This window comes from Endozoicomonas sp. YOMI1, assembly GCF_024606345.1.
In the GTDB taxonomy this organism is placed as follows: Bacteria; Pseudomonadota; Gammaproteobacteria; order Pseudomonadales; family Endozoicomonadaceae; genus Endozoicomonas.
Genome location: NZ_JAHHPM010000305.1, coordinates 43490 through 65872, shown reverse-complemented (window position 1 = coordinate 65872; position 22383 = coordinate 43490). Strand labels below are relative to the sequence as shown.

The 22383-nt window shown below is 45.9% G+C and carries 14 protein-coding genes; 1 reads left to right on the top strand and 13 read right to left on the bottom strand.

The window, feature by feature from the left end:
• Positions 1-115 precede the first annotated feature (115 nt).
• The 12 genes from KDK15_RS11015 to KDK15_RS10960 all read right to left on the bottom strand — a co-directional run bounded on the left by KDK15_RS11015 (position 116) and on the right by KDK15_RS10960 (position 18969).
• Positions 116-1546: an NAD-dependent succinate-semialdehyde dehydrogenase gene (locus KDK15_RS11015; RefSeq protein ID WP_257295403.1), complete on the bottom strand. Its 1431-nt coding sequence runs from the start codon at positions 1544-1546 to the stop codon at positions 116-118.
• A gap of 169 nt (positions 1547-1715) precedes the next feature.
• A complete protein-coding gene (locus KDK15_RS11010; protein ID WP_257295402.1) occupies positions 1716-3149 on the bottom strand; it encodes a hypothetical protein in 1434 nt (477 codons plus the stop codon).
• A gap of 487 nt (positions 3150-3636) precedes the next feature.
• A complete protein-coding gene (locus tag KDK15_RS11005; protein ID WP_257295401.1) occupies positions 3637-4995 on the bottom strand; it encodes a hypothetical protein in 1359 nt (452 codons plus the stop codon).
• A gap of 592 nt (positions 4996-5587) precedes the next feature.
• Positions 5588-8086, bottom strand: coding sequence for a hypothetical protein (locus KDK15_RS11000; protein WP_257295400.1), 2499 nt, complete (start codon positions 8084-8086; stop codon positions 5588-5590).
• A 267-nt stretch (positions 8087-8353) separates the two neighbouring features.
• The gene (locus KDK15_RS10995; protein ID WP_257295399.1) at positions 8354-9130 is read right to left on the bottom strand and encodes a ferredoxin--NADP reductase; all 777 of its coding nucleotides are present in this window, start codon (positions 9128-9130) and stop codon (positions 8354-8356) included.
• 237 nt (positions 9131-9367) lie between these two features.
• Entirely contained in the window at positions 9368-9724 is a 357-nt protein-coding gene (gene rplT / locus KDK15_RS10990; protein WP_066018014.1) for a 50S ribosomal protein L20, read from the bottom strand.
• A 35-nt stretch (positions 9725-9759) separates the two neighbouring features.
• Positions 9760-9951 (bottom strand): 50S ribosomal protein L35, encoded by a 192-nt coding sequence (gene rpmI / locus KDK15_RS10985; RefSeq protein ID WP_066018013.1) that lies wholly within the window; start codon positions 9949-9951, stop codon positions 9760-9762.
• A 163-nt stretch (positions 9952-10114) separates the two neighbouring features.
• A complete protein-coding gene (infC, locus tag KDK15_RS10980) occupies positions 10115-10657 on the bottom strand; it encodes a translation initiation factor IF-3 (protein ID WP_257295406.1) in 543 nt (180 codons plus the stop codon).
• Positions 10658-10776: 119 nt separating this feature from the next.
• A complete protein-coding gene (gene thrS, locus KDK15_RS10975) occupies positions 10777-12699 on the bottom strand; it encodes a threonine--tRNA ligase (protein WP_257295398.1) in 1923 nt (640 codons plus the stop codon).
• A 256-nt stretch (positions 12700-12955) separates the two neighbouring features.
• A complete protein-coding gene (locus KDK15_RS10970) occupies positions 12956-16429 on the bottom strand; it encodes a hypothetical protein (RefSeq protein WP_257295397.1) in 3474 nt (1157 codons plus the stop codon).
• A gap of 198 nt (positions 16430-16627) precedes the next feature.
• On the bottom strand, positions 16628-18016 hold the full coding sequence (locus KDK15_RS10965) for a hypothetical protein (protein ID WP_257295396.1): 1389 nt from the start codon (positions 18014-18016) through the stop codon (positions 16628-16630).
• Between the two features lie 413 nt (positions 18017-18429).
• Positions 18430-18969, bottom strand: coding sequence for a hypothetical protein (locus KDK15_RS10960; RefSeq protein WP_257295395.1), 540 nt, complete (start codon positions 18967-18969; stop codon positions 18430-18432).
• A 207-nt stretch (positions 18970-19176) separates the two neighbouring features.
• Here KDK15_RS10960 and KDK15_RS10955 point away from each other — a divergent pair, with 207 nt between their 5' ends.
• Positions 19177-20322 (top strand): MalY/PatB family protein, encoded by a 1146-nt coding sequence (locus KDK15_RS10955; RefSeq protein WP_257295394.1) that lies wholly within the window; start codon positions 19177-19179, stop codon positions 20320-20322.
• A 26-nt stretch (positions 20323-20348) separates the two neighbouring features.
• On the opposite strand, the gene KDK15_RS10950 is transcribed toward KDK15_RS10955, so the two are convergent.
• Positions 20349-22235: an AarF/UbiB family protein gene (locus tag KDK15_RS10950; protein ID WP_257295393.1), complete on the bottom strand. Its 1887-nt coding sequence runs from the start codon at positions 22233-22235 to the stop codon at positions 20349-20351.
• Positions 22236-22383: the final 148 nt, after the last annotated feature.

The window sequence follows — 22383 nt, the reverse complement described above, 5'->3', positions numbered from 1 at the left end:
TAGTAACTGCCCACTTAGCCAGAAATATACGATTCCATTTGGCCAACTACTTAATACTGACCATGAAGTTATGTTTTAGTTCAATTTCTAATGAAAAAGCCTGCCTGAATATTAATTAATGAATACCCCCAAAACAGAGGTATTTGGTTTCCAGATACTCTTCAAGGCCCTCCTGTCCACCTTCCCGGCCAAATCCAGACTGTTTAATCCCACCAAAAGGTGCCAGCTCTGTGGAAATAATGCCTTCATTAATGCCCACCATGCCGTATTCCAGAGCCTCGGCAACCTTCCAGATACGAGTAATATCCCGACTGTAAAAATAGGCTGCCAGGCCATAAATCGTATCATTGACCTGTTGCATCAGCTCTTCATCAGTGCTGAATCGCACTATTGGGGCAACAGGGCCAAACAGCTCTTCCCGGAGAAAGCCCATGGAGTGCTGAACATCGGTCAGAACCGTAGGCTCAACAAAACATCCATCCAGAGAGTTCCCCCCCGTAGCGATGGTTGCCCCCTGCTCGACAGCCAGATTAATTGTCCGGAGAATGCGTTGTTTTGCCAGTACGTCAATAACCGGTCCAATCTGGACACCCTCTTCCAGCCCACTGCCAACCTTGAGACTTTTTACAGCCTCAATAAACTGGCTGACAAATTGATCATAAATCGCGTCATGAACATAAAACCGGTTGGCACAGACACAGGTTTGCCCGGCATTACGAAACTTTGAAGCAAGAGCGCCCTGCACGGCCTGATCGATATCCCCATCGTCAAAGACGATAAACGGGGCATTTCCGCCCAGCTCCATTGAGGTATTTTTAATGGTTTCAGCCGACTGGGCGATCAATTGTCGCCCAACTCGGGTAGATCCGGTAAATGATAATTTTCTGATCGTTGGATGATGGGTAAAAATATCACCGACCTTTTCCGGTGAATGGTGCACAACAACCTGCAATACTTCTTCTGGCATACCCGCCTGCCTGGCCAGTTCTACAACAGCATAAGCACAGAGTGGCGTCTGATTGGCGGGCTTGACAATAAAGCTGCAACCAGCAGCCAGTGCAGGTGCTGCCTTACGGGTAATCATGGCAATGGGAAAGTTCCATGGGGTGATGGCCGCAGCCACACCGACAGGCTGCCTGATGGTCATCAGCCGTCTATCTTCCGTATGACCGGGAATGGTCGTGCCGTATGCCCGTTTTCCTTCTTCAGCAAACCACTGGATAAAAGATGCACCATAGGCCACCTCGCCCATGGATTCAGCCAACGGTTTGCCCTGCTCAAGGGTCATCAACCGGGCAAGGTCAGCCTGATTTCCCATCACCAGTTCATACCATCGGTACAAATAATTTGAGCGCTCTTTTGCGGGTCGTTTTTGCCAGAGTCTCTGAGCCAGGCGGGACTTCCTGATACATTCATCAATCTCTGCTTCACACTGCACAGGAATATAACCCAACACCGAGCCATCCGCAGGATTATCAATGGCCAGGGCATGCTCTCCAGGTTCACACAGAATACTGAGCAATAATTTATTTTTGATGTTATCCATCAGCCATTACCTCTTTACTTATACGACAAATTACAATGCCAGGAATAGCTCATGATCCCTTACATAGTAAACCCTGAAGCAGCGACAATTATCGTGTTTTAATCAATGTGTAAACCCCGCCGCCGGGCAATTCAAATAGATGGTTGGCACTATTTTTAATCGTTTAAAATCAAGTCATCAATGGGGGGTGAATGTCGGCTAAAAAGCTCCTCAGCTTATCGACCACATTTTGCTGTAGGGGAAATTTTTCCATGTTGCGTATTCGGTCAACTACCTTTTCAATGGCACCGGGCAAATTGGGATTGTCGGCTTTGAAAAAGCGTAAGGAGGTGATCAAATCACCAAGATAATAAGGGTCGGTGTGTTTACATCTTTTAACAACCATGACCTCTTTACAAATGTGACTTTCAAACATCTCAATGTCCAGATATGCATCATATTTGCTGTTCAGCTCACTGGCCCAGGGAATATCTCTGTTCTCAATAGCTTTTTTTATGAGTGTGTCGAGGGCCTTTTGGCTCGAACAACCGCTGATTTCCAGCAGTTGATTACAGGCGTTTTTTGCCATACGATAAAAAAATTCGTAACACGGATCGAGTTTGCTTGCCAGCTTTTCCAGAACCCTGTTATTCGCCATGTCGGCGTCTTCATCACTGGTAAACAAAGGGACTATCAGTTTAAGCAGAAAAAACTGGCGTTCATCTACGGCCTTATCAATCGCCACTTCGAGTTTCGCTGGATCCATCGTTGCCTGGTAGTTAGTCTTCAGTTGGCCTGCCCACGTTAAACCCTCAGGACAAAGGGTACTGACGGCCTTTGTCATCGCGGCATCAACGGCAGTTTGATCCTTGACATCGTGGCTCAGCAGCGTGTTGATAAACTCCATATAATTGTCAAAAAAATTGCCATAACTCCGATCAAGGAGCTCCCGGGAGTATTCCTGCTGCTGCGTCGCAACGGTTCTTAAAACTTCACACAGGGTCTCTATGCAAGACTTGTTATCTTTATCGTATGAACTCAAGATCCATTGCAGGTGAGAGGAATTTCGTTTCGATGCATAAACTTTAAGCAGTAGTTCCTTCAATTGCCGATTATTAAGAGAGAGGCCATATTGCTCTTTCAGGGCTTTTACTTCATCAAACACACCGATTGAAACAAAGAAGTCAAGAGCCTCTTTCTGTGCGTTTTCATTGAGTATTTTTGAGCCAGCCAGTCGGTTGACCACCATCTCCGCATGGCCTTTTTTCTTCAACACTTCCTGCAAAAAATCAGAAACAACCCTTTTAGAGGCATCATCATGGGTCATTAAATCCAGCGCCATCCGAACTTTATTATCAGCAGAGGGTATTACATACACATGGAAAGATTGTGGTGGTAGTGTATGCCACAAAACGTCCTTTAATTGAGCTGCACTGAGTGTGATGCCGTATCGGATTTTCAGTTGCCACATTGCGGGAAAGTTATTGGTTCTTACCGCCGCGTCCATAAGAAGCCTCACGGCATCCAGGGTCAGGGTGGCAGTATTCGCAGGTGTTTCCAGGAACGAGAGTTTGGGGTCATCGGTTTCGGCTTTTTCACAGTCCAGAGGAAAATCACAATTCAACCTCTCATTCGCCCGATTACCCTCAGATATTCCCGATTTACAGGCAGGACAAGTAGGAACAAACGGCAGGCTCGGATCTCGATCAGACAGATCTCGGCAGTGCCTATGCCAGTTATCAGAACATTCCCTGTGCATCAGGTGCTTACATCCGGATAAGATAAATACATATTTATTTCGCCAGGAGTGAATGGGTACTTCATTAGGATACAGGTAATCGGTAATGGAGTTCAGACAAACTGAACACTCGTGTTTTCTGGCATGACATATCGAGAGATATGAAACTGACACCATGTGCTCCTGCTGCTGAGTTATCAAAGTACGCAGCTTTTCAGTAGAAAAGTTATTCACGCGATGTATTCATGAGTCTAAAAGGTAGACTGTAGAGATGGTATTTTCCTCAAAAAAAATAATTAGTTTTCGATTGCATGCGACACATTAGTATGACAGGAACAGTTCACGATTCCTGCCATTTTTAACTCGTTTAATATCAAAATTTAATCAAGGAAGGGTGAATGTTGCCTAAAAAAACCATCAGATTATCGACAATACGTTGCTGCAGGGGAAATTTCTCCATTTTGTTTATCTGGTCAACAGCCGCTTTAATAGCATTGGGCAAACCGGGATTGTCGGTTTTGACAAATCGTAAGGAGGTGATCAAACCATCAAGATTATGAGGTTTGGTGTGTCCAAGTCTTTCTACAGAAGCGGCCTCTTTCAGAATATAATTTTTAAGTGTCTCAGGGTCCAGATATGCACTATATTTGCTGTTGAGCTCATTAGCCCAGGAAATATCACGGTTCTCAATAGCTCTTTTTATGAGTGTATTGACAGTCCCTGCACTCCAACGACCGGTCCTTTCCAGTTGTTCTTTCCAGGCGTTTTTTGCAATACGATAATTGCCATCAAAATACTGATCGGGTTTGCTTGCCAGCTTTTCCAGAACCCTGATATTTGCCGCATCGGCGTCTTTACCATTGGCAAACAAAGGGGCTATCTGTTCAAGCCGAGAAAGTTTGTGTTGATCTACTGCCTTATCCATCGCCACTTTGAGTTTCGCAGGATCCATCGTTGCCTTGTGTTCGGTCTTCAGTTGGCCTGCCCATTTTAAACCTTTGTAACAAAGAGTACTGACGGCTTTTGTCATCGCGGCATCAACGGCAGTTTGCTCCTCGACACCGTGGCTTAGCAGTGTGTTGATAAACTCCATATAATTGTCAAAAAATTTGCTACCATTCTGACCAAGAAGCTCCGGAGAGTAATCCTGCGGCTGCGTCGCAACGGTTTTTAAAACTTCACGCAGGGTCACTATGCAAGGCTTGTTATCTTTATCGTATAGACTCAAGATGCGTTTCAGCTCACAGGTACTTTTTTTCGATTCATAAGCTTTAAGCAGTTGTTCCTTCAATTTTGAACAATTAAGAGAGACTCCATACTGCTCTTTTATGGCTTTTGCATTATCGAACCTGCCTATTGAAAGAAAGAAATTCAGAGCCTCTTTCAGTGCGTTTTCATTGAGCATTTTTGAGCCTACCAGACTTTTGACCACAATCTCCGGCTGGCCTTTTTTCTTTAATACTTCCTGCAGAAAATCACAAACAACCCTTTTAGAAGCATCATCATGGGTCATTAAATCCAGCGCCATCCGAACTTTGTTTTGGGCAGAGGGCGTTACATACACATGGAAAGATCGAGGTAGTGTATGCCATAAAACCTCTTTTAATTGAGCTGCACTGAGTGTGATCCCGTATCGGCTTTTCAGTTGCCACATTGCGGGGAAGTTATTTGAACTTACCGCCTCGTCCATGAGAAGCCTTGCGGCATCCAAAGTCAGGGGGGTACTTTTCACAGGTGTTTCTACGAACGAGGGTTTTGGGTCCCGGGTTTCGGCTTTTTCACAGTCCAGAAAGATGACATGGCAATTGACCCACTGATTCGCCGAATCATTCTCTACTATTTCCGTTTTACAGGTAGGACAACAAGTAGGAACGAACGGCAGGCTCGTGTCTCGATCAGACAGTTTTTGGCAGTGCACATGCCAGTTCTCAGAACATTCCCTGTGCATCAGGTGTTTGCATTTAGATAAGATACATACATCTTTATGTCGCCAGGAGTGAATGGGTACTTCATCAGAATATTTGAAATCAGTAATAGAGTTCAGACAAACTGTACACTCGTGTTGCCTGGTTTGACATATCGAGAGATATGAAACTGACATAATCTACATCCTCAATTTAGGCAGTTAGATTTTTATATTTTTGGCAGGCTATTCCGGATTGATACTATCGGCTAAATTAAGAACAGCGATGCAGGTAATAAAGTTCCATTTATTTCCAGTCCGTTTATCACCCAGAATTCAGCCTGATTAAAATACTTAATCACTGTTCTTAACATAATGTTCAAGAATAGTTAAAAATTAGCGGGTATCAATAGGGACTTTGTTATCCCGGTTCTTCCATATGAGGTGTAGCCGCAGTGGTTTTTTCAGCGGTAAACATACAGAGAATACCGAGCTGGTATAAGTCTTCTGGATTTTGCGGTGCGATGAATACCCTTCTATCATCCATAACGACTTTATCAATCACCTGTTGTTCATCATTCTCTGGCAATCGTTCTCTGCCATTTATCAAGCATCGGTAGTGACGTATTCTTGCTTCTCTGTCCTCAACATAAAACACTTTGACCACAATCCTGTACCTTTGGATAATTTCTTCTGGCGGGAGAATAGCATCAGGGCTGGCTTTTCTAATGGTTAACTGAAATTCCTGAGTTACATCATGAGCTAATTTTTCCACAATTTTTGCCCGGTCATATGGCTCGGGGAGCGTTTTAAACTGGACAGTTATCACTTCTGGAACATCTTCCACCAATAGTACCTGCCGCTCTTGGAGGACATCCCATAGGAGGTCTCCTGTTCCCGCTTCTTTTACCCTGGAGAGAGAGGTTGGGAGATTGTTTATTGCATGCCTGAAATTATTACAATCTACGGTTATTTTTTGGTGTACATCTTCAGGTATATTTTTTAAAGAAAGCGCATCATCCAGAATCATTTGAATGGAGAAATCATCTCTTTCAGCTTGCTCAGGAGACACTGGGACGGAATAAATCAACGTGTCAGGTTTAACGGTATCTTTTACTGGAGAGACTTCAGAGGTATTCCCGGGAGTTGTCCGTGGATCATCGGTTATCATTAATATATCGGAGCCCCTCATAACCCGCCGTTCAGTTAATACCCGAAATGCACATTTTTTTAGCTGCTCTTTGGGGATAACTAGTTTTAATAGTGGTGCTAAAAACTCTGCAGAATCCTGTGGAGGTAATTTTTTCAGTGGAAAAACGGGAAGTTCATCTCTTTGATCAAGTTCTTCAGGAGACTCTTTTTTTCCACTTTTTTTGTTTTCTGCTTTCTGCCGTAGAAGTCGGGAAGTGATAAAATCCATATACTTTTCATGGAAATTTTCAAAGCCAAGGAAAATATTGTCAGAAGCACAAGCGGAGCATAACGTTAAAAATAGTTCGTAGGTATTTTGCATTTTTGAGTGCTGTTTTTTACGATACTGGCTTTCCATGGCTACCAGGCACTTTCTGATAGCAGCAGTTAAAAGCCGTTTTTTGGTTTTTCTGTCCGATTCTTTTTTGATCAATGCCAGGCATACTTCAGGAGAGAGTTTTTTCAGAGGAATTGCTTTTTCTCCTGAGGCCAGGGATAAATACCCTTCATTGTGATCCTCCTTAGTACCGGGGTCACACTCAATCGCCTGTGGATACGAGGAAGCTGAAAGTAAATGAATATAGCGTGAAACCAGAATTTGCCAGGTCGAAACTGCAGCAAAGCAGGTGTTACTAAAGTTTGAAAAACCTTCCATAGAGTCTACTGGCGAGAGGAGTGTGTCCAGTGGGCGATGAGTGAACAGCATAAGAAGAAGTTGTTGTTGTTGTTCTTTTCTCCCTGCCATTTCCTGTATGGCTTGTGCATCAAAGCCAAGGACTGTTTCTGTCGCCGTAAAATCGTTTTTCAGTGCCCATAAAACAGGAAGGTATGCTAACACTTCTTCGGTTGGGACGAGTAACTTTTTTAAGGTATTGGGAATAACATCATAGTGATACCATGGTGTGGTGTAGTATTGCGAAACATGAGTCATGGGTCTTTTCGTGTATGTGTCAGGATCCAGTATCTGCCAGAATGATTCCTCACCAAACATTTGGTAATATTTCTGTAAAACCCGCTGTATTGCTTTGTTCAGGCTATCCAGATGTTCAGGATTTACGTCTGCCATTGAATAGCGACGAATTGTCTTTAACGTAGAGTAGATTATCTCCTGGATAAGGTTGCGTAATCCTCTGGGGTAATAATTCCAGTATTTTTTGGGATTTTCATCAATTGCTTGAATTTTTGCACTCAAATAATCAAGCCATTCTTCATCGTCTGTCCCTTGATCCATGTCGGCGCAACACCTGATTAATGAATGTGTGATTTTTCCCCATACTCCTTCTCCATTTATGATTGCCTTAAGGCTATTTATTATTTCCAAACTTCCTATTTCCAGCTCCTTTTCAGGCTGTGATTTCTTGTCTTTTATTACTCGACATTTTTCTGTTGTCGCAGGCTGATCATCAACCCTTACTTGCTCATTAGATATATCTACAGGAATGGGGGATATTTCTTCCTGCTGGGGCCGTGATGGCAGTATTCGTAACCCGCATAACATTTGGCTAGCGGTTGAACGCTGGCAAAGTCTTGAATGAAGAGTGTCTTTGATCTCTTTTAGACTGAGCAGGCTGCTTGTTTTCCTTAAACAACATTCCTCATTGCTCAGTTTCAATGTACGCTTCGGATAGAATACGGTCGTCGTTTGATCAGAGGACTGTTGTCCGGAGAGCAGGAGCTCGTGTGAACCGGAGGCAGCGTAAGTACATTCAGGTGAAATTTGGGAATCCATATGACGGTTCTTTGTTCGATTTAGAGCCCCCACAGTGTAGTTCTGTAATAAGGTCTGTAGATATAACAGCTTGTTGTAAGTAATGTGAAATTTATTGACAGGAAACCGGCAATGGTACATTTAGCCGATGGGAAATGCTGTTAGCTGCTTCATGCCTGTCCTTTGGTTTTTAAAATAACTGTCTTGATAACCACTATTTTACCCAGTGAGGACAGGCACTTTCAGACTCACCCGGATTTTTAACAGTACAAAAGTACAGCAAGATAATTATTTCTCAACGAAAGCCCTTTCAATCACGTAATCAGCGACATCTCCGGTATGAGCTGATGCAGTGAAGCCGAGGTTATCCAGAATGTCACAGGTATCATTAAGCATGGCCTGACTACCACAGATCATGGCTTTATCGGTTTGTGGGTTCAGTGGTGACAGATCCAGGTCATTACACAACTGACCACTGGTAATCAGATCCGTCAGCCGACCGGTATTTCTGAATAGCTCACGGGTAACGGTTGGATAGTAGATCAGCTTCTGACGAATCTCGTCTCCAAGGTATTCATGGTTAGGCAGGTCATCCAGCAGGTAGTCGTGATAAGCCAGCTCACTGACATAACGAACGCCATGGACAAGAATGACCTTCTCAAACCGTTCATAGGTTTCAGGATCTTTGATAATGCTCATAAACGGCGCAAGACCTGTGCCGGTAGCAAAAAGGAACAGGTTCTGAGCGGGCTTCAAATCACCCACCACCAGGGTACCGACCGGCTTGCGACTTACCAGCACGGAATCCCCCTGCTTTAAATGCTGAAGCCTGGAAGTCAAAGGCCCATCAGGCACCTTGATGCTAAGGAATTCCAGGTGCTCCTCATAGTTGGCACTGGCGATACTGTATGCCCGCATCAACGGTTTCCCCTCTACTTCAAGGCCCAGCATGACAAAATGACCATTATGGAATTTGAACGATGAGTCACGGGTTGTGGTGAAGCTGAACAAAGTATCATTCCAATGCTTCACGGTTAACACGGTTTCTTGATTAAATGCTGACATACTTTGCTTCTTTTTCGTTGTTTGCGTCCTTACCAAAGATGACTTCGGAATCCATATCCGACGGTGGAGCCAGGTCCTTTTTATCAGCGACCTTAAAAGCCATGGGTAACCTTAGCAAAGTTCGGGAAAAAATGCTGGACTCAGTCTCTGCCAACAGGAAATAAGCCTGAATGAATGGCCTATAAAAAAGGGAGACCTGCAAAAGCTGGTCTCCCTGTTAAAAACCGGTATAAAAACTTAAGCCAGAGCAGCTTTCGCCTTTTCCACCAGCTGGCCAAAAATCGCCTTGTCGTGAACGGCCAGATCAGCCAGAACCTTCCGGTCGATTTCGATGGCCGCTTTCTTCATACCAGCGATGAAACGGCTGTAGGACAGGCCATTCATGCGAGCACCGGCATTAATACGGGCAATCCACAGAGCGCGGAACTGACGCTTACGCTGGCGACGGTCGCGGTAAGCATACTGACCGGCTTTGGTAACTGCCTGCTTGGCGACACGGAAGACACGTGAACGTGCTCCGTAATAACCTTTAGCCTGCTTCAGAACTTTCTTGTGACGACGGCGTGCAATGACGCCACGCTTAACACGTGCCATGAGTTATCTCTCCTGTTAAATGATCAAAAAAGCGGTTAGTCACGCAGCATACGCTTAACGAGACCCTGATCGGCCGGAGATACCAGTGAGGTACCTCGCAGCTGACGCTTACGCTTGGTGGTCATCTTGGTCAGGATGTGACTCTTGAAAGCACCTTTACGCTTGTAACCGGAAGCGGTTTTCTTGAAACGCTTCGCGGCTCCACTGTTGGTTTTCATCTTTGGCATGAAAAACACTCCGCATTCGCGACGACTGATCTGCGAAACCAGTGTCGGGACAATTAAAAGTAATGCCGCCGAAAGCCGAAGCCATCAACCGGCACGAAGCAACTAAAAAAACGGCCAGGCTCCCTACCCTCAACGAGTACCAAACCCAAACGCCGTTTTTTAATTACTTCTTCTTTTTAGGGGCAATCACCATGATCAGTTGACGGCCTTCCATTTTTGGATGCTGTTCAACGGTTCCGATTTCTTCCAGGTCTTTTTCAACCCGTTTCATCAGTTCCATGCCCAGCTCCTGGTGAGCCATCTCACGACCACGAAAACGAAGGGAGACTTTCGCCTTGTTGCCCTCAGTCAGGAAACGTATCAGGTTGCGCAGTTTTACCTGATAATCCCCTTCTTCTGTACCCGGGCGAAACTTGATTTCTTTCACCTGGATCAAAGTCTGCTTTTTCTTGGCCGCAGCCTTCTGCTTTTTCGATTCGTACTGGTGCTTACCATAATCCAGGATCTTACAGACCGGTGGCTCACTGGTCGCATTGATCTCAACCAGATCCAGTCCCGCTTCCTCGGCCATGCTTAACGCATCACGTATATCAACTACACCGACCTGTTCTCCGTCGGCCCCAATGAGGCGGACCTCTTTTGCACGGATATTTTCATTAATCGGAGCCTTTACTGGGCGACGATCACGGAAGCTGCTGCGTCTGATGGTTGTATCTCCTGTGTAAGCAACTTGGTACGTCCCGCGAAGCCTCTTGGACTAAAGAGTTGCCAGACCATCAGGCAACCCGGGACAGTTTTCTCGAAGTGAATCAGAAAGCGAGCCACTCAGGCAGTACGACCACGCTTCAGTACATCTGCCTGCAGGCGTTCCCGGAACGCTTCGATGGACATGACGCCCAGATCTTCACCGGTACGGGTACGGACCGCAACGGTATTATCTTCCATTTCCTTATCACCGATCACCAGCAGATAAGGAACCTTCATTAAAGTATGCTCGCGGATTTTAAAGCCGATTTTCTCGTTTCTCAAGTCCGCTTTTGCCCTGATCTTCTGTTCAGACAGGTTTTTTTCCAATTTTCTGGCGTAATCGGCCTGACGATCAGTGATATTGAGGATAGCAGCCTGCATAGGAGCCAACCAAACCGGCATGGCACCTTCATAATGCTCGATCAGAATTCCGATAAAGCGCTCGAAGGACCCCAGGGTTGCGCGGTGCAGCATAACCGGCGTTTTGCGCTCTCCGTGCTCGTCCACATATTCCGCCCCCAGTCGACCCGGCATGGAGAAATCCACCTGAATGGTGCCACATTGCCACACCCGGCCAATACAGTCTTTCAGGGAAAATTCGATCTTTGGTCCGTAGAAAGCACCTTCACCAGGCAGTTCATCCCATGGGAGCTGCTGGGCATCCAGGGCTTCAGCCAGGGCTTTTTCCGCTTTATCCCAGATTTCATCGGAACCTACACGCTTTTCAGGGCGGGTGGATAGCTTGTAAATCAGGTTTTCACGGGCAAAACCGAAATCATCGTAAACACCGTGCAGGAAGTCAATGAACTCACAGACTTCTGACTGAATCTGGTCTTCAGTGGCAAAAATATGGGCATCGTCCTGCACAAAACCACGCACACGCATCAGGCCGTGCAGGGAACCGGAAGGTTCGTTACGGTGGCAGGAACCAAATTCAGCCAGTCGCAGCGGCAGGTCACGGTAGCTCTTCAGGCCCTGGTTAAAGACCTGCACGTGACAGGGACAGTTCATAGGCTTAATCGCCATGTCCTTGTTTTCAGAACTAGTGGTAAACATGCCATCGGCGTATTTATCCCAGTGACCGGACTTCTCCCACAGGCTGCGGTCCACCAGCTGAGGGGTCTTGATCTCTTTATAACCGGCCAGGCGCTGTTGGTTGCGCATGTACTGTTCCAGTTCCTGGTAGATCACCCAGCCGTTGGGATGCCAGAACACCATTCCCGGCGCCTCTTCCTGCATATGGAACAGGTCGAGCTTCTTGGCCAGTTTACGGTGGTCACGCTTTTCCGCTTCTTCCAGACGGTGCAGGTAAGCCTTCAGGGCTTTCTTGTCTTCCCAGGCAGTACCGTAGACGCGGGTCAGCATTTCATTATTGGAATCACCGCGCCAGTAGGCACCCGCAACCCGCATCAATTTGAACGCTTTCAACTTACCGGTGGAAGGTACGTGTGGACCACGGCAGAGGTCCATCCACTCACCCTGGCGGTACACGGAGATCTCTTCACTGGCTGGCAGGTCGTTGATAATCTCAACCTTGTACTCTTCGCCCATGGCTTTAAAGGCGCTGATGGCTTCTTCACGGCTCATCACCACCCGTTCAATAGCGAGATCCTGTCTGGCCAGCTCTTCCATGCGTTTTTCAATTTTGGATAAATCGTCCATATTGAAAGCGCGCTCATAAGAAAAGTCGTAATAAAAGCCATTTTCAATCACTGGCCCAATGGTCACCTGGGCACCAGGAAACAGGTCCTGCACGGCCATCGCCAGAAGGTGCGCGGTAGAGTGGCGAATAACATCCACACCCTCTTGATCACGGGTGGTAATGATCGATAAATCAGAATCTTCGGTAATCCTGGCGCTAGCATCCACCAGTTCACCATTGACACGGCCAGCGAGGGTCGCCTTGGCCAGCCCCGGACCGATGTCCTGGGCGACTTCCATTACGGATACTGCATCAGCAAACTCCCGCTTGCTGCCATCGGGAAGCGTAATAACAGGCATGAAGTAGTCCTTACATTGTAATCACTTTACAGTGGCAACCGGTACCGGAGGCTGCTTGTTCTATGGCTCTTGCCAACCCATACGCAGGGCTGAGAGCTGAATACCAGTGGCAATCCATACCAGGGATTGCATGAATTTTCTCAACGTTCATTCAGGAACTTTTGGTTGATAAAACCGAGGGAGAAAATCGTAGGCCTAGCCTCATATCATCGTAGCTAGTACACGAATATGTCAATAAAAGATATTCAAAGCGCTTTTACCCTTCAGAAGACTTTATTCTCAACTGACCGATACGGTCCATTAAGTTGCCCCACTTGGTCAAATCAGCTTGATTAACATCAAATTGTGCTGCTTCCCTGCTCAAGCGCTCACGCATCTGAGTATAAACACTCTTCTGATAAGTGATTGTTTCTTCCGATCTGGCTCTGAGCCCGGAGTGCGAGCCATAAAAGCCGAGTTTCTTCATGATATCAGAGCGAGCAGTCATGACACTGGCAACCATCTTTCTGATGGAGAGCAAGTCAGCCTGCTGATCAAAAAGGTTATTCAGGTCACTTTCCATAATATGCAATAAAAAATCACCAGTATCCCGCAACTGCAAAACAGAGCAATCATTCATCAGTTCTACAGCCTTTTCATACATCTCCACGGTCGACCTGAGCGCCTTAAGCAATGAATTCATCTCATATTGTGATGGCAAGTTAATGGCTAATGATAAAAGTGTCTCTTCTTTTGGTATTTTATAATTGTTTTCTGCCAGCCAGTTTTTTGCATCGCCAGATTTTTTCACCAAGTCATCGGGAATACGTTTTGCAATGAGATCCAGTTGACGTTTCACAGGATTGACTTTTGTTGTGACCGTTACCACCCGGGCAAGCAACTCTTGATACGGTTCCAGCAAGGCATTGCCACAGTCCGCCCATACACAGGCCCGGTCAATCTTATCTTTACAGGCTTTCAGTGCAGACGCCCTGTTGGCATCAGCATCAGCAAGCTGGCCATCTTTATACAACGATACGGCAACGGCCAATTCCTGTTCCCATGGGCTGAGTTCCAACTTGATAGCATCGGCTGCAGTGTCCCTGATGGGCGCGGTAACCAGACAATAACGCTGTTTCTCAGATTCCTCCTCAGGTTGCTCAATGTCACGGGTATGCTTTTCGACCGGATGGCTCTCTTTTTGCTGCATTCTCATGCGCGCTTCAACTTGCTTTCTGCGTATATCCTCCTGCGCCTTACGTTTAGCCAGGACTAACTCGCGACACTCCCTCTTTAATGCCAACTCATCATCGCCCAACATTTTCTCAGCGGAACGAACGGCCATCGAGAGGCGGTCTTGCTTCCCGGATGCCGGTGAGAACCACGGTATGCTTCCGCTATCTTCACCTTTTTTCTGGAATGCATGTAATCCATCACTCAAATCAATCACTGCCCGGGCGACTGAGAGACGGTTTGCCCACGAAGCCCCCGGAAAATGCATCAATTTGTGCAAATAACCAAAAGTTTCCTGTATCTGTATTGCCAGGTTATTGACTTCATTCCAATTCGAGTCTGGCAGAGGCAAATCAAGTGGCAGAGAGTGAAGCGAGCTAATAATCGATGCAGAAATAGCGTAGCACCCATGATGATTAGACTCAGAAATGATGGTGGAAAGAATACTGATTAACCGTTGCTGAAGGTTTACCGGGAAGGTCATTTTTCCCAATTCCGGTGAGGTTAACAGCACCAGAAAAGTCTGTGGCAACAACTTTAGTATCGGTGAACCAGCACCAGCTTCATATTGCGCAATTATTCGACAGTCATGTTCAATCAATTCTGATAATTTGAAAAGGAGCGAACTCATTTGATTTGTTTCTTTGGGCATATAGACCAGATATTTCAGCATTAATGCCCCGATAATCGCCCTGACTTCATTCTGGCTCTCGAAAGAACACTCACCACTTTTCAGGGTATTACATAATTCATGAACCATCTTTTCAATAAGGCCAGCCAGCCCCTCATAACTGTAGTTAAAGCCCTCTTCAGGTTGTTTGACGTAATAGCACTGGGCTCTGCCAAGGAAAGGACTGTGTCTGAAAGGATGGCGCACTAGTTTAGCGCTTTTCTCAGTACTGATAAGTTTATTTAACTCCCTAATCACTTCATCAGGTATAGACAGCTTTTCTAGCCGTGCCCTATTTTCGTCAGCGGCAACATTAACGACTTTTGTTAAGGCCTGCATTGCTGCAGAAAATCCATAACGATCACTTCCTCTTGCACGCAGCCCCCTTGCACTGCCTTTTTTCCGGGCATTTTTTGCTCGTTCAGGCGCATTAACTCCGCGTCGATGCTTTCTTCCCCTGCTTTTGTTGTCACCGCTGCTTTCATTATTTGATTCAGACTGTTCAACCTTTGAGCTCTGGTGCTCAAAGCTGGATCCCGCAGGTTCAGGCGATGGTAGTATGTCTGCAATCAAGGAAAAGCCAAGGTCCTGAATGGCGGCATCGATGTCTTTAATTAGAAAGTCACTTTTCAGAACCGAACGCGCTGAACCTGATTGAAGAGCGACAGGTGTTGTTTCATCAGTAGATGCTGCCAGATCACCAGTCTGATCTTCAGCTGTTTCCTGTCCACCGGGCTGCATTGCCGATGTTATAGCCGACGCCTCAGGGTACATTGGCAAATATGGCTGATCTTGTTGCGGAAAAGGCAATGTTGGAACCTGCGAAATATCGGGACAGTACGGAGGTTGCCGAGTGGTTGCTGAGGGCAGATAAACAACTTGTTGCATCAGAGGCTGAACCGACATCACAACGGGCTGGGCTGTATTGGCTATGCAAGAGTCAGGAAAAACCACTGGCCCCAAAACTACCTGCTGTGAATAAACCTGCTTTTTTGCGTATATCCATTGCTGAATCTTAGGACAAAGAGGCCAAACTTCCTCATTTGATATTGCCTGATTTTGGAGTTCAGTTTCTATAATATTTAACGCATCTGGATGGTGGACTAAACTGTCAAACTGTTGATTCAGCCATGCGGCCCACGCTACATGGGATATTTTGAGTATTACAGGCTTTCCCTCAGAGGGTTGATAGGTGCGTTGTTCAATACTCAGGTATTCGGGGACGTCAAAACTCAGGTCTCTGGGGGCTTCAAGCGTTAATAATCTGATTGAAAAGAACTCTTTGCCATTCAATAGATAATGAAACTGTTCTTCTTGAATTGCCCCTTTTCCATATGAAGAAGAAATACGAGCGTCTTTTCCTTTCTCTTTATGCAAAAAACGCCCCATCACCCCGACTAAATTCTTGCATTGCTCGGGGCTGACCACGATATCCATCTGCAAACAACTGGTAAAGTCTTCATCCCTGATAACATGTACCTGAGCTTCTGAAGCCTGAATTTCTGAAATCATAGAGGGCTGGCGAAACGCCTCAGCAAACACGCCAGTTACCACCGGCAAACCGGATGTATCTTTATTGTAAATAAATAAATACCTAATAACATGACTGATCAGCGCTGTGCGTAAGTTGACAGTATCATGATCGGGGGGAGTAATAACACTCTGGACTTTATTGTCAGGCTGTAAAGACTGAATCCGCCTGTCATGAATAGATTCAGAATCATCAATTGCGCCAGAAGTTCTGGCACCACCCACGATATTTGTGACTAATGCCTGATGTTTCTCATCCGGCGGGGTTTGCGGACCAGTAGAGTAACAGCCAACAGGGGTGTTATTAGAGGGTTCCATCCTGTTATATCTCCTGAATCATGAACTAATTACACTTTGAGTACATAAAACGGGTTTAGTTCCTTTTTGTACCTGAGGATAAATAAGTTAGTAAGACTAACTGTCTTGTTAATGACTTAACTGATCTCTATTCAATACTTCAATACAGGACTTGCCTGAAATTGACTTATCGATAATGCGGGGCATCAGAAAAAAGCACTATTGCTGAGATGCCTCTTTAAGATGCTGATAACTATCGATGGCCTGTTGTAATGACGCCAAAATGAGCCGGGTTCGAAATAGCTTCGTGCCATGATGAATAAAACTGTCTCCATCTTCATAGCCCTGCTCCTGCTCTTCATCAATGGCCTGAATTTGCAGGCTCTGATCGTACCAGGGCTGTTGCTTGACAAATGCATCCCTTTGGTAGGTATTGAGATTGAGTCCCTCAGTCCTGACCCTGTTTGGAACTATCCTGATCAAGTTAAGGTCTTTGTTGATTGTGGCAAAATAGAAACCATCCTCAACGAGGTATTTCAATACACCCTGCTCGTGCAACGTATGCTTTTGCGGTTGATAGCCATGCACCCGGTCATTGCTGTATAACGACCACATATGCAAAAAAGACCGTGCTTTCTCGGTCTTTTTCACCAATATTATCCCGGTATTAAGCAAGGCCCAGCGGTTGTCTCCGGCAACAAGCAGATCAGCGTTCCCAAAATCTTTGATATATTGGTCGAGCATTCCGGAAATACCGGCAAAGTCATTGATAACAATATCATCATCAAGCCACACCACCCATTGACCGGCAGGCACCTCTTCACACTCCAGGACGTTTTTAAGAGCGAAGACTTTCAGCCAGTACAACTGCTTTGCCCCCAGTTCTTCGCGAAATTCAAATGGATATACAAATCGGTAATTGATACCCCGAAGCCTGGCGTAAGCGGCGTGATTTTCTTTGGTCAGCTGGGCGGTCGCCCTGGTTCCTCCGGATAGAATAAGAGCAATTTTTGAGCCCTCCCGGTTGTTATGCTCAAAGCTCATTGAACGGTAGTCCCGAATGATCTTCTCCTGACGGGAATAGTCGACAGTTGCTGAGAGCTGATAACGAAACAATTTATTGATCCGGTCAAATTCATGGATCATTGGATGTCGATCTGAAATAGCCTTACAGACTAAATGAGAAGATTTAACCGCATATGATGGGTCAGGATAATGCCTCATAGCACAATGACCGGCGTAAGAATAGAGAATGTCCTCCTGCTTCTCACTTTCGAATCTTGATTTCTGACAGAAGGCTATGTCCTGACCTTCGTCAGTAAACTTACAGCTGCTGTCCTGTTTATATACAGGAAAGGCCGCCGCGCCCGTACCGGAAAGAATATACAATAGCCCGGCCAACATTGAGGTAAAGCCATTCAGCCTGAAGGGCTTCACGCTTCTTTCGGCCATTGTCGCAGCCATATGGCATTGGTAAGCATTCCCGCTGGTCATAGAATCCACCAAAGTTGCGAACTCTTTCTCTTCCCGCTCTTCCTGAGCCGACATTCGAGTCCCATCGACATGCCGCCCCTGTGGATGGATATAGGTATGGATAAACTCAGTCATATTGGCGCATTGCCGAAGGCGCAGTTGAGTATGACCTGTCCAGAGAGCACTATGATCCCGCGACAATTCTGATGAAAGCTGCTGAGTAACATTTGTTGGTTCAGCTATTCCACTGTTGGCTTCTTTTTCACAAAATGGCCACATTGGCAGGATATGACTGGAAATAAAGCTTGATAACATCCTGAGTCTACTATGTTAGTTTTATATGACTAGGTAATAGACCGAAATAGCATGCGTTTGTTCCCAATTTATTCAAAAGCCAAGTTAAAAAACTGAATATTAAACTGCGTGTGCAAGTTAACTGCCGACTAAAGGTAGACTTTTGCCGGACAAACAACTGAGACTGCTTCTCTCCAGCTGCCTGCCGGAACATGAAACCGTTTACCCCATACCCGCAACAATAGTGATGGGCTTTAGCTTGTCGAATATTGTTCGCCTCTTTTAAAGTCATCTGCCAATCGCATCAGATAAAAAAAACGGAGATTTTCATTTTCAGGGAATTCATTGCGGGGAACATTGCCATACTCTTCAAGATTAACAGACTTCTGAATTTGTTCGGATTGTTCAGCGGTCAGTACGGTCACTGAGCAATTTGGAGAAGGATGTATTACGCTACCACCAAACTCGATTCTTGGGCGCATAGAGCTGTCAAGAACGTAGCCGGAATATTTGTCAAAATGAACAGGATTGGAATATTGACGAAACTTGACTGACCACTTTTCTTCTTTCAACTCCTTTGATAATGTCCACCGCAAATAATCAACGGACTGACTTTGCTCAATTTTCAAGGCAACATTTTGTGCGAACTGAACAGATTGGGCATCAAATTCTTGTTGTGGCAGATTTGTGCTACTGACTGAACGCTGAGCAAGCAGCGTTGTATTTGGCGGCTCCGAATCATCCGGCTTTGCTGAAGTAGCAGGCACGGGCCCAGAGGCTTGAGGCTCATCCACCAAACCGACAACAGGAAGGTTCCCGGCGGAAGTTATTGGCTCCATTAATTAGTACCTATGCTGATGAACAATACCTTTCCGTAGACAATAAAAAAAGAATAAAGTTCTGAAATGCCGGCGTCGAGCTTTCCGCACCAGCAAGCCCATAACAACGGCATAATCTGTCAAACATATAAGATACCCACATAACAAACACTGGATAGCACAATGAACATCGATTTCGATAAAGTGGTGGATCGAACCAAAACCTCCAGCCTTAAATGGGAACGCTTCAGCCCTGACGTTCTCCCCATGTGGGTAGCGGATATGGATTTCCAGTCAGCGCCTGAAATCATCGAAGCACTGCACCAACGTATCGACCATGGGGTTTTTGGTTACACCGAACCAGACAGAGAACTGGAACAACTTGTCGTTGAGCGCTGTCGCAATCTCTATCACTGGGATATTGAGCCACAGTGGATTGTCTGGATGCCGGGTCTGGTCTCTGCCCTTAATGTCTGTGTTCGTGCCTATGCCGACAAAAGCGAAGGGGTTATTTCTCCCGTTCCTGTCTATTATCCCTTTCTTATGGCACCCAAACTGGCCGGACGTGAACTAATCGGTGTGCCATGGATTAATCAAAGCGGCCAATGGGTACTCGATCTCGACAGTCTGGAGCAAAAAATCCCCCCCAGCTGCAAACTACTGATGTTCTGCAACCCTCAAAATCCCAATGGTCGGGTATTTACCCGGGCAGAGCTGGAGAAGCTTGAGCAACTCTGTAAAAAGCATGGCCTTGTGGTTTGTTCGGATGAAGTGCATTGCGACCTGATTCTTGATCGCCATGCTGAACATATTCCCTACGCTGCCATCAGCGAATTTGCCAGAGACAACTCAGTGACTCTTATGTCACCGTCCAAAACCTTTAATCTGGCCGGTTTCGGCTGCGCATTCGCAATTATTCCCAATCATCAGTTACGTCATCAGTTCAACCAGGTTCGCACCGGCATTGTGCCGTCAGGGGACAGCACCTTGATTGGCTACACTGCAGCGAAAGCGGCCTATCGTCATGGTGAACCCTGGCGTCAGTCATTGCTGGATTACCTGCGTGGTAACCATAATTACCTGCTGGAAGCCATCAATAACATCCCCGGCCTTGCCATGGAACCACTGCAGGCAACCTATCTGGCCTGGATTGATGTCAGCGGACTGGGACTGGAAGATCCACACCAGTTCTTTGCACAGGCTGGTGTTGGCCTGTCCCCCGGAAAGCAATTCGGCGATGAAAATTACCTGAGGCTTAACTTTGGCTGCAGTCGATCCGTTCTGGAAGAAGGCGTCGCACGAATGGCCAGAGCTGTGGCGAGCCTCTAAACAACCCTGCCGGAGTCTTTTGTGCCCTAAGACTCCCCCAGGACAGCCTCCAATACCAACATTCGGAAAGCTTCTATCTGGGCTTTGACCCGTATGAGCAGGATATCTTCTAATCTCATGTGAAAACCCATATCGCGGACAATGTCATCAAATGCGAAATCGATTTTCCTTCGAAGCTGGCTTTCATCCTCCAGGTTAAAATTTTCATTACCTATAGCCAATCGATAGAGTAAAACCGGCAGGTCGTTGACAAACGCATCCCTCTGTAGTGCCCGTCGACTTTCATCATTATCCTCATTCATCAGAACCCAGCTGGATTGCAACCAGTTAAAAAGCTGAAGGCAAACCTGTTCAACTGTTTGCTCCCTCTGATATTCATTCAGAAAATCATCCATTGAAGGTATTATTGTCTCTCTAAAGACCCGTTGGTAGTCACTGACTAGCAGTTTAATTCGCTCAACGTCGCGACATGACAATGGTATACAAGTTAAATCCCTGATACGTGAAGGTACCAATAATGTATCCGATGCACTGGGGGACTGATTCTCTTCCGCCTGATTTTTTCCATGGCATCGATTATGGAAAAACACAAATAGACCATGCAAAAGAGAATAATTAATTACGTTATTGATCGCTCCCATAAAATCTTTCAGGACAACACAGTTTCCATGATCAATAAAATTAACCGTAATACCGCCACCTTCCAGTTTCATCATAAAATTGCCAGGCTGGAAGTCGACATTGAGAAAACCGGATTGCTGCCAGGCTTCCAGGTAAACGGTCAGAACCTGCTGGTAAAGGCTATTAATAATCGACTTGATTTGCACCTCACTGAGCTGTTCACAATTATTCCAATCAGGCCGCCATAAACGAAGCCTCTCACTGACTTCTTCCAGACGATCCAGAGAGCAGCCATCAATAAACTCCATAACAAGAATATTACTGTTTGAAAGTGTTTCGTTGACTTCAGGCGCTTTAAATTTCAAGGGTACCTGACATGTCTGGTCCCCAACAGATACTTTGATACTGTAGGCCTTTGTTTCTGACAACCGCTTTAAGACAGCTGCCTGTTTTTCGGTATTTACCAGCTCTCTGGATAAATCGGTTTCCTGCCCAAATGTCTTTACAGCGTTGGAAAACACCTCAACATCGCTTTTTGAAAAGTGTCTCATCAAACCCATTGCGGGAATAATACACTTCGTTAACAGATCTACATCCCCGCCTATACTCCTTGACAAACTGGGCGACACCGTTTTAACCACATAATCAATACCGTTAATGTCAACGCGATCCAGCTGGCAAATGGTTCCACGCCCTACAGTGTTTACATGACTGATATCTACACCATTGGCCCACATCTCATCCAGATAGCCGGAGTTGGCTATTTGTTCATCCAGAAGGTCGAGCACATAGTCACTGTTGAGTTCACCTGCCGGGTACTGACTTACGACTCTCATCAAATCACCGATAAACCCAGCCACTTGTTGATCAGAACCTGTCAGAAGGTGTTGGAACTCATCCATTCTTGCTACCAGATACTGTGCCAATTTCCCGTAGATGCCTGCCAGAGAAAGTATTTTGGCAACAGCTTCTGGCGAAGCTCGATAATAATAGGCTTGAACCAGCATCGAGAACATCTGCATGCCTCTCGAAGTCATGCCAACAGCACTGTCAACGCTCTCACGTAAATTATTACCAGTTTCTGTAACCCTTGATACGACTCGCTGTAACAGCGATTCATTAGAGGCTGTAGCATTTTCGGGCCTTTGGTCTCCCGGAATTTGCGGTTCAGGAGAGACCCTGCCAACCGAACCCAATGACGGTGAATGCCCTGATATGACACTCATCTCATTATTAACAACGGCATCATTAACTACTGCACCGTGGTTAACTTCAGCATTGGTTGCTGACACTCTAAAATCCATAGTAATTTCCCATCGCTATATTGTTAGATTTGCTTCTTTCGACTTGATTGGACGGCAAAAGTTTCAAAAATCTTTGTAATCGCCGCGACAATAGCCCCTCTCTGATTCGCCCGCTGCTGATTCGAAGGTTGCCAAG

Bases quoted from the DNA above. Each gene is read 5' to 3' on its own strand.
- KDK15_RS11015 (WP_257295403.1), bottom strand. From the start codon at position 1,546: ATGGATAACATCAAAAATAAATTATTGCTCAGTATTCTGTGTGAACCT.
- KDK15_RS11000 (WP_257295400.1), bottom strand. From the start codon at position 8,086: ATGGATTCCCAAATTTCACCTGAATGTACTTACGCTGCCTCCGGTTCA.
- KDK15_RS10995 (WP_257295399.1), bottom strand. From the start codon at position 9,130: ATGTCAGCATTTAATCAAGAAACCGTGTTAACCGTGAAGCATTGGAAT.
- rplT (WP_066018014.1), bottom strand. From the start codon at position 9,724: ATGGCACGTGTTAAGCGTGGCGTCATTGCACGCCGTCGTCACAAGAAA.
- rpmI (WP_066018013.1), bottom strand. From the start codon at position 9,951: ATGCCAAAGATGAAAACCAACAGTGGAGCCGCGAAGCGTTTCAAGAAA.
- thrS (WP_257295398.1), bottom strand. From the start codon at position 12,699: ATGCCTGTTATTACGCTTCCCGATGGCAGCAAGCGGGAGTTTGCTGAT.
- KDK15_RS10970 (WP_257295397.1), bottom strand. From the start codon at position 16,429: ATGGAACCCTCTAATAACACCCCTGTTGGCTGTTACTCTACTGGTCCG.
- KDK15_RS10965 (WP_257295396.1), bottom strand. From the start codon at position 18,016: ATGACTGAGTTTATCCATACCTATATCCATCCACAGGGGCGGCATGTC.
- KDK15_RS10955 (WP_257295394.1), top strand. From the start codon at position 19,177: ATGAACATCGATTTCGATAAAGTGGTGGATCGAACCAAAACCTCCAGC.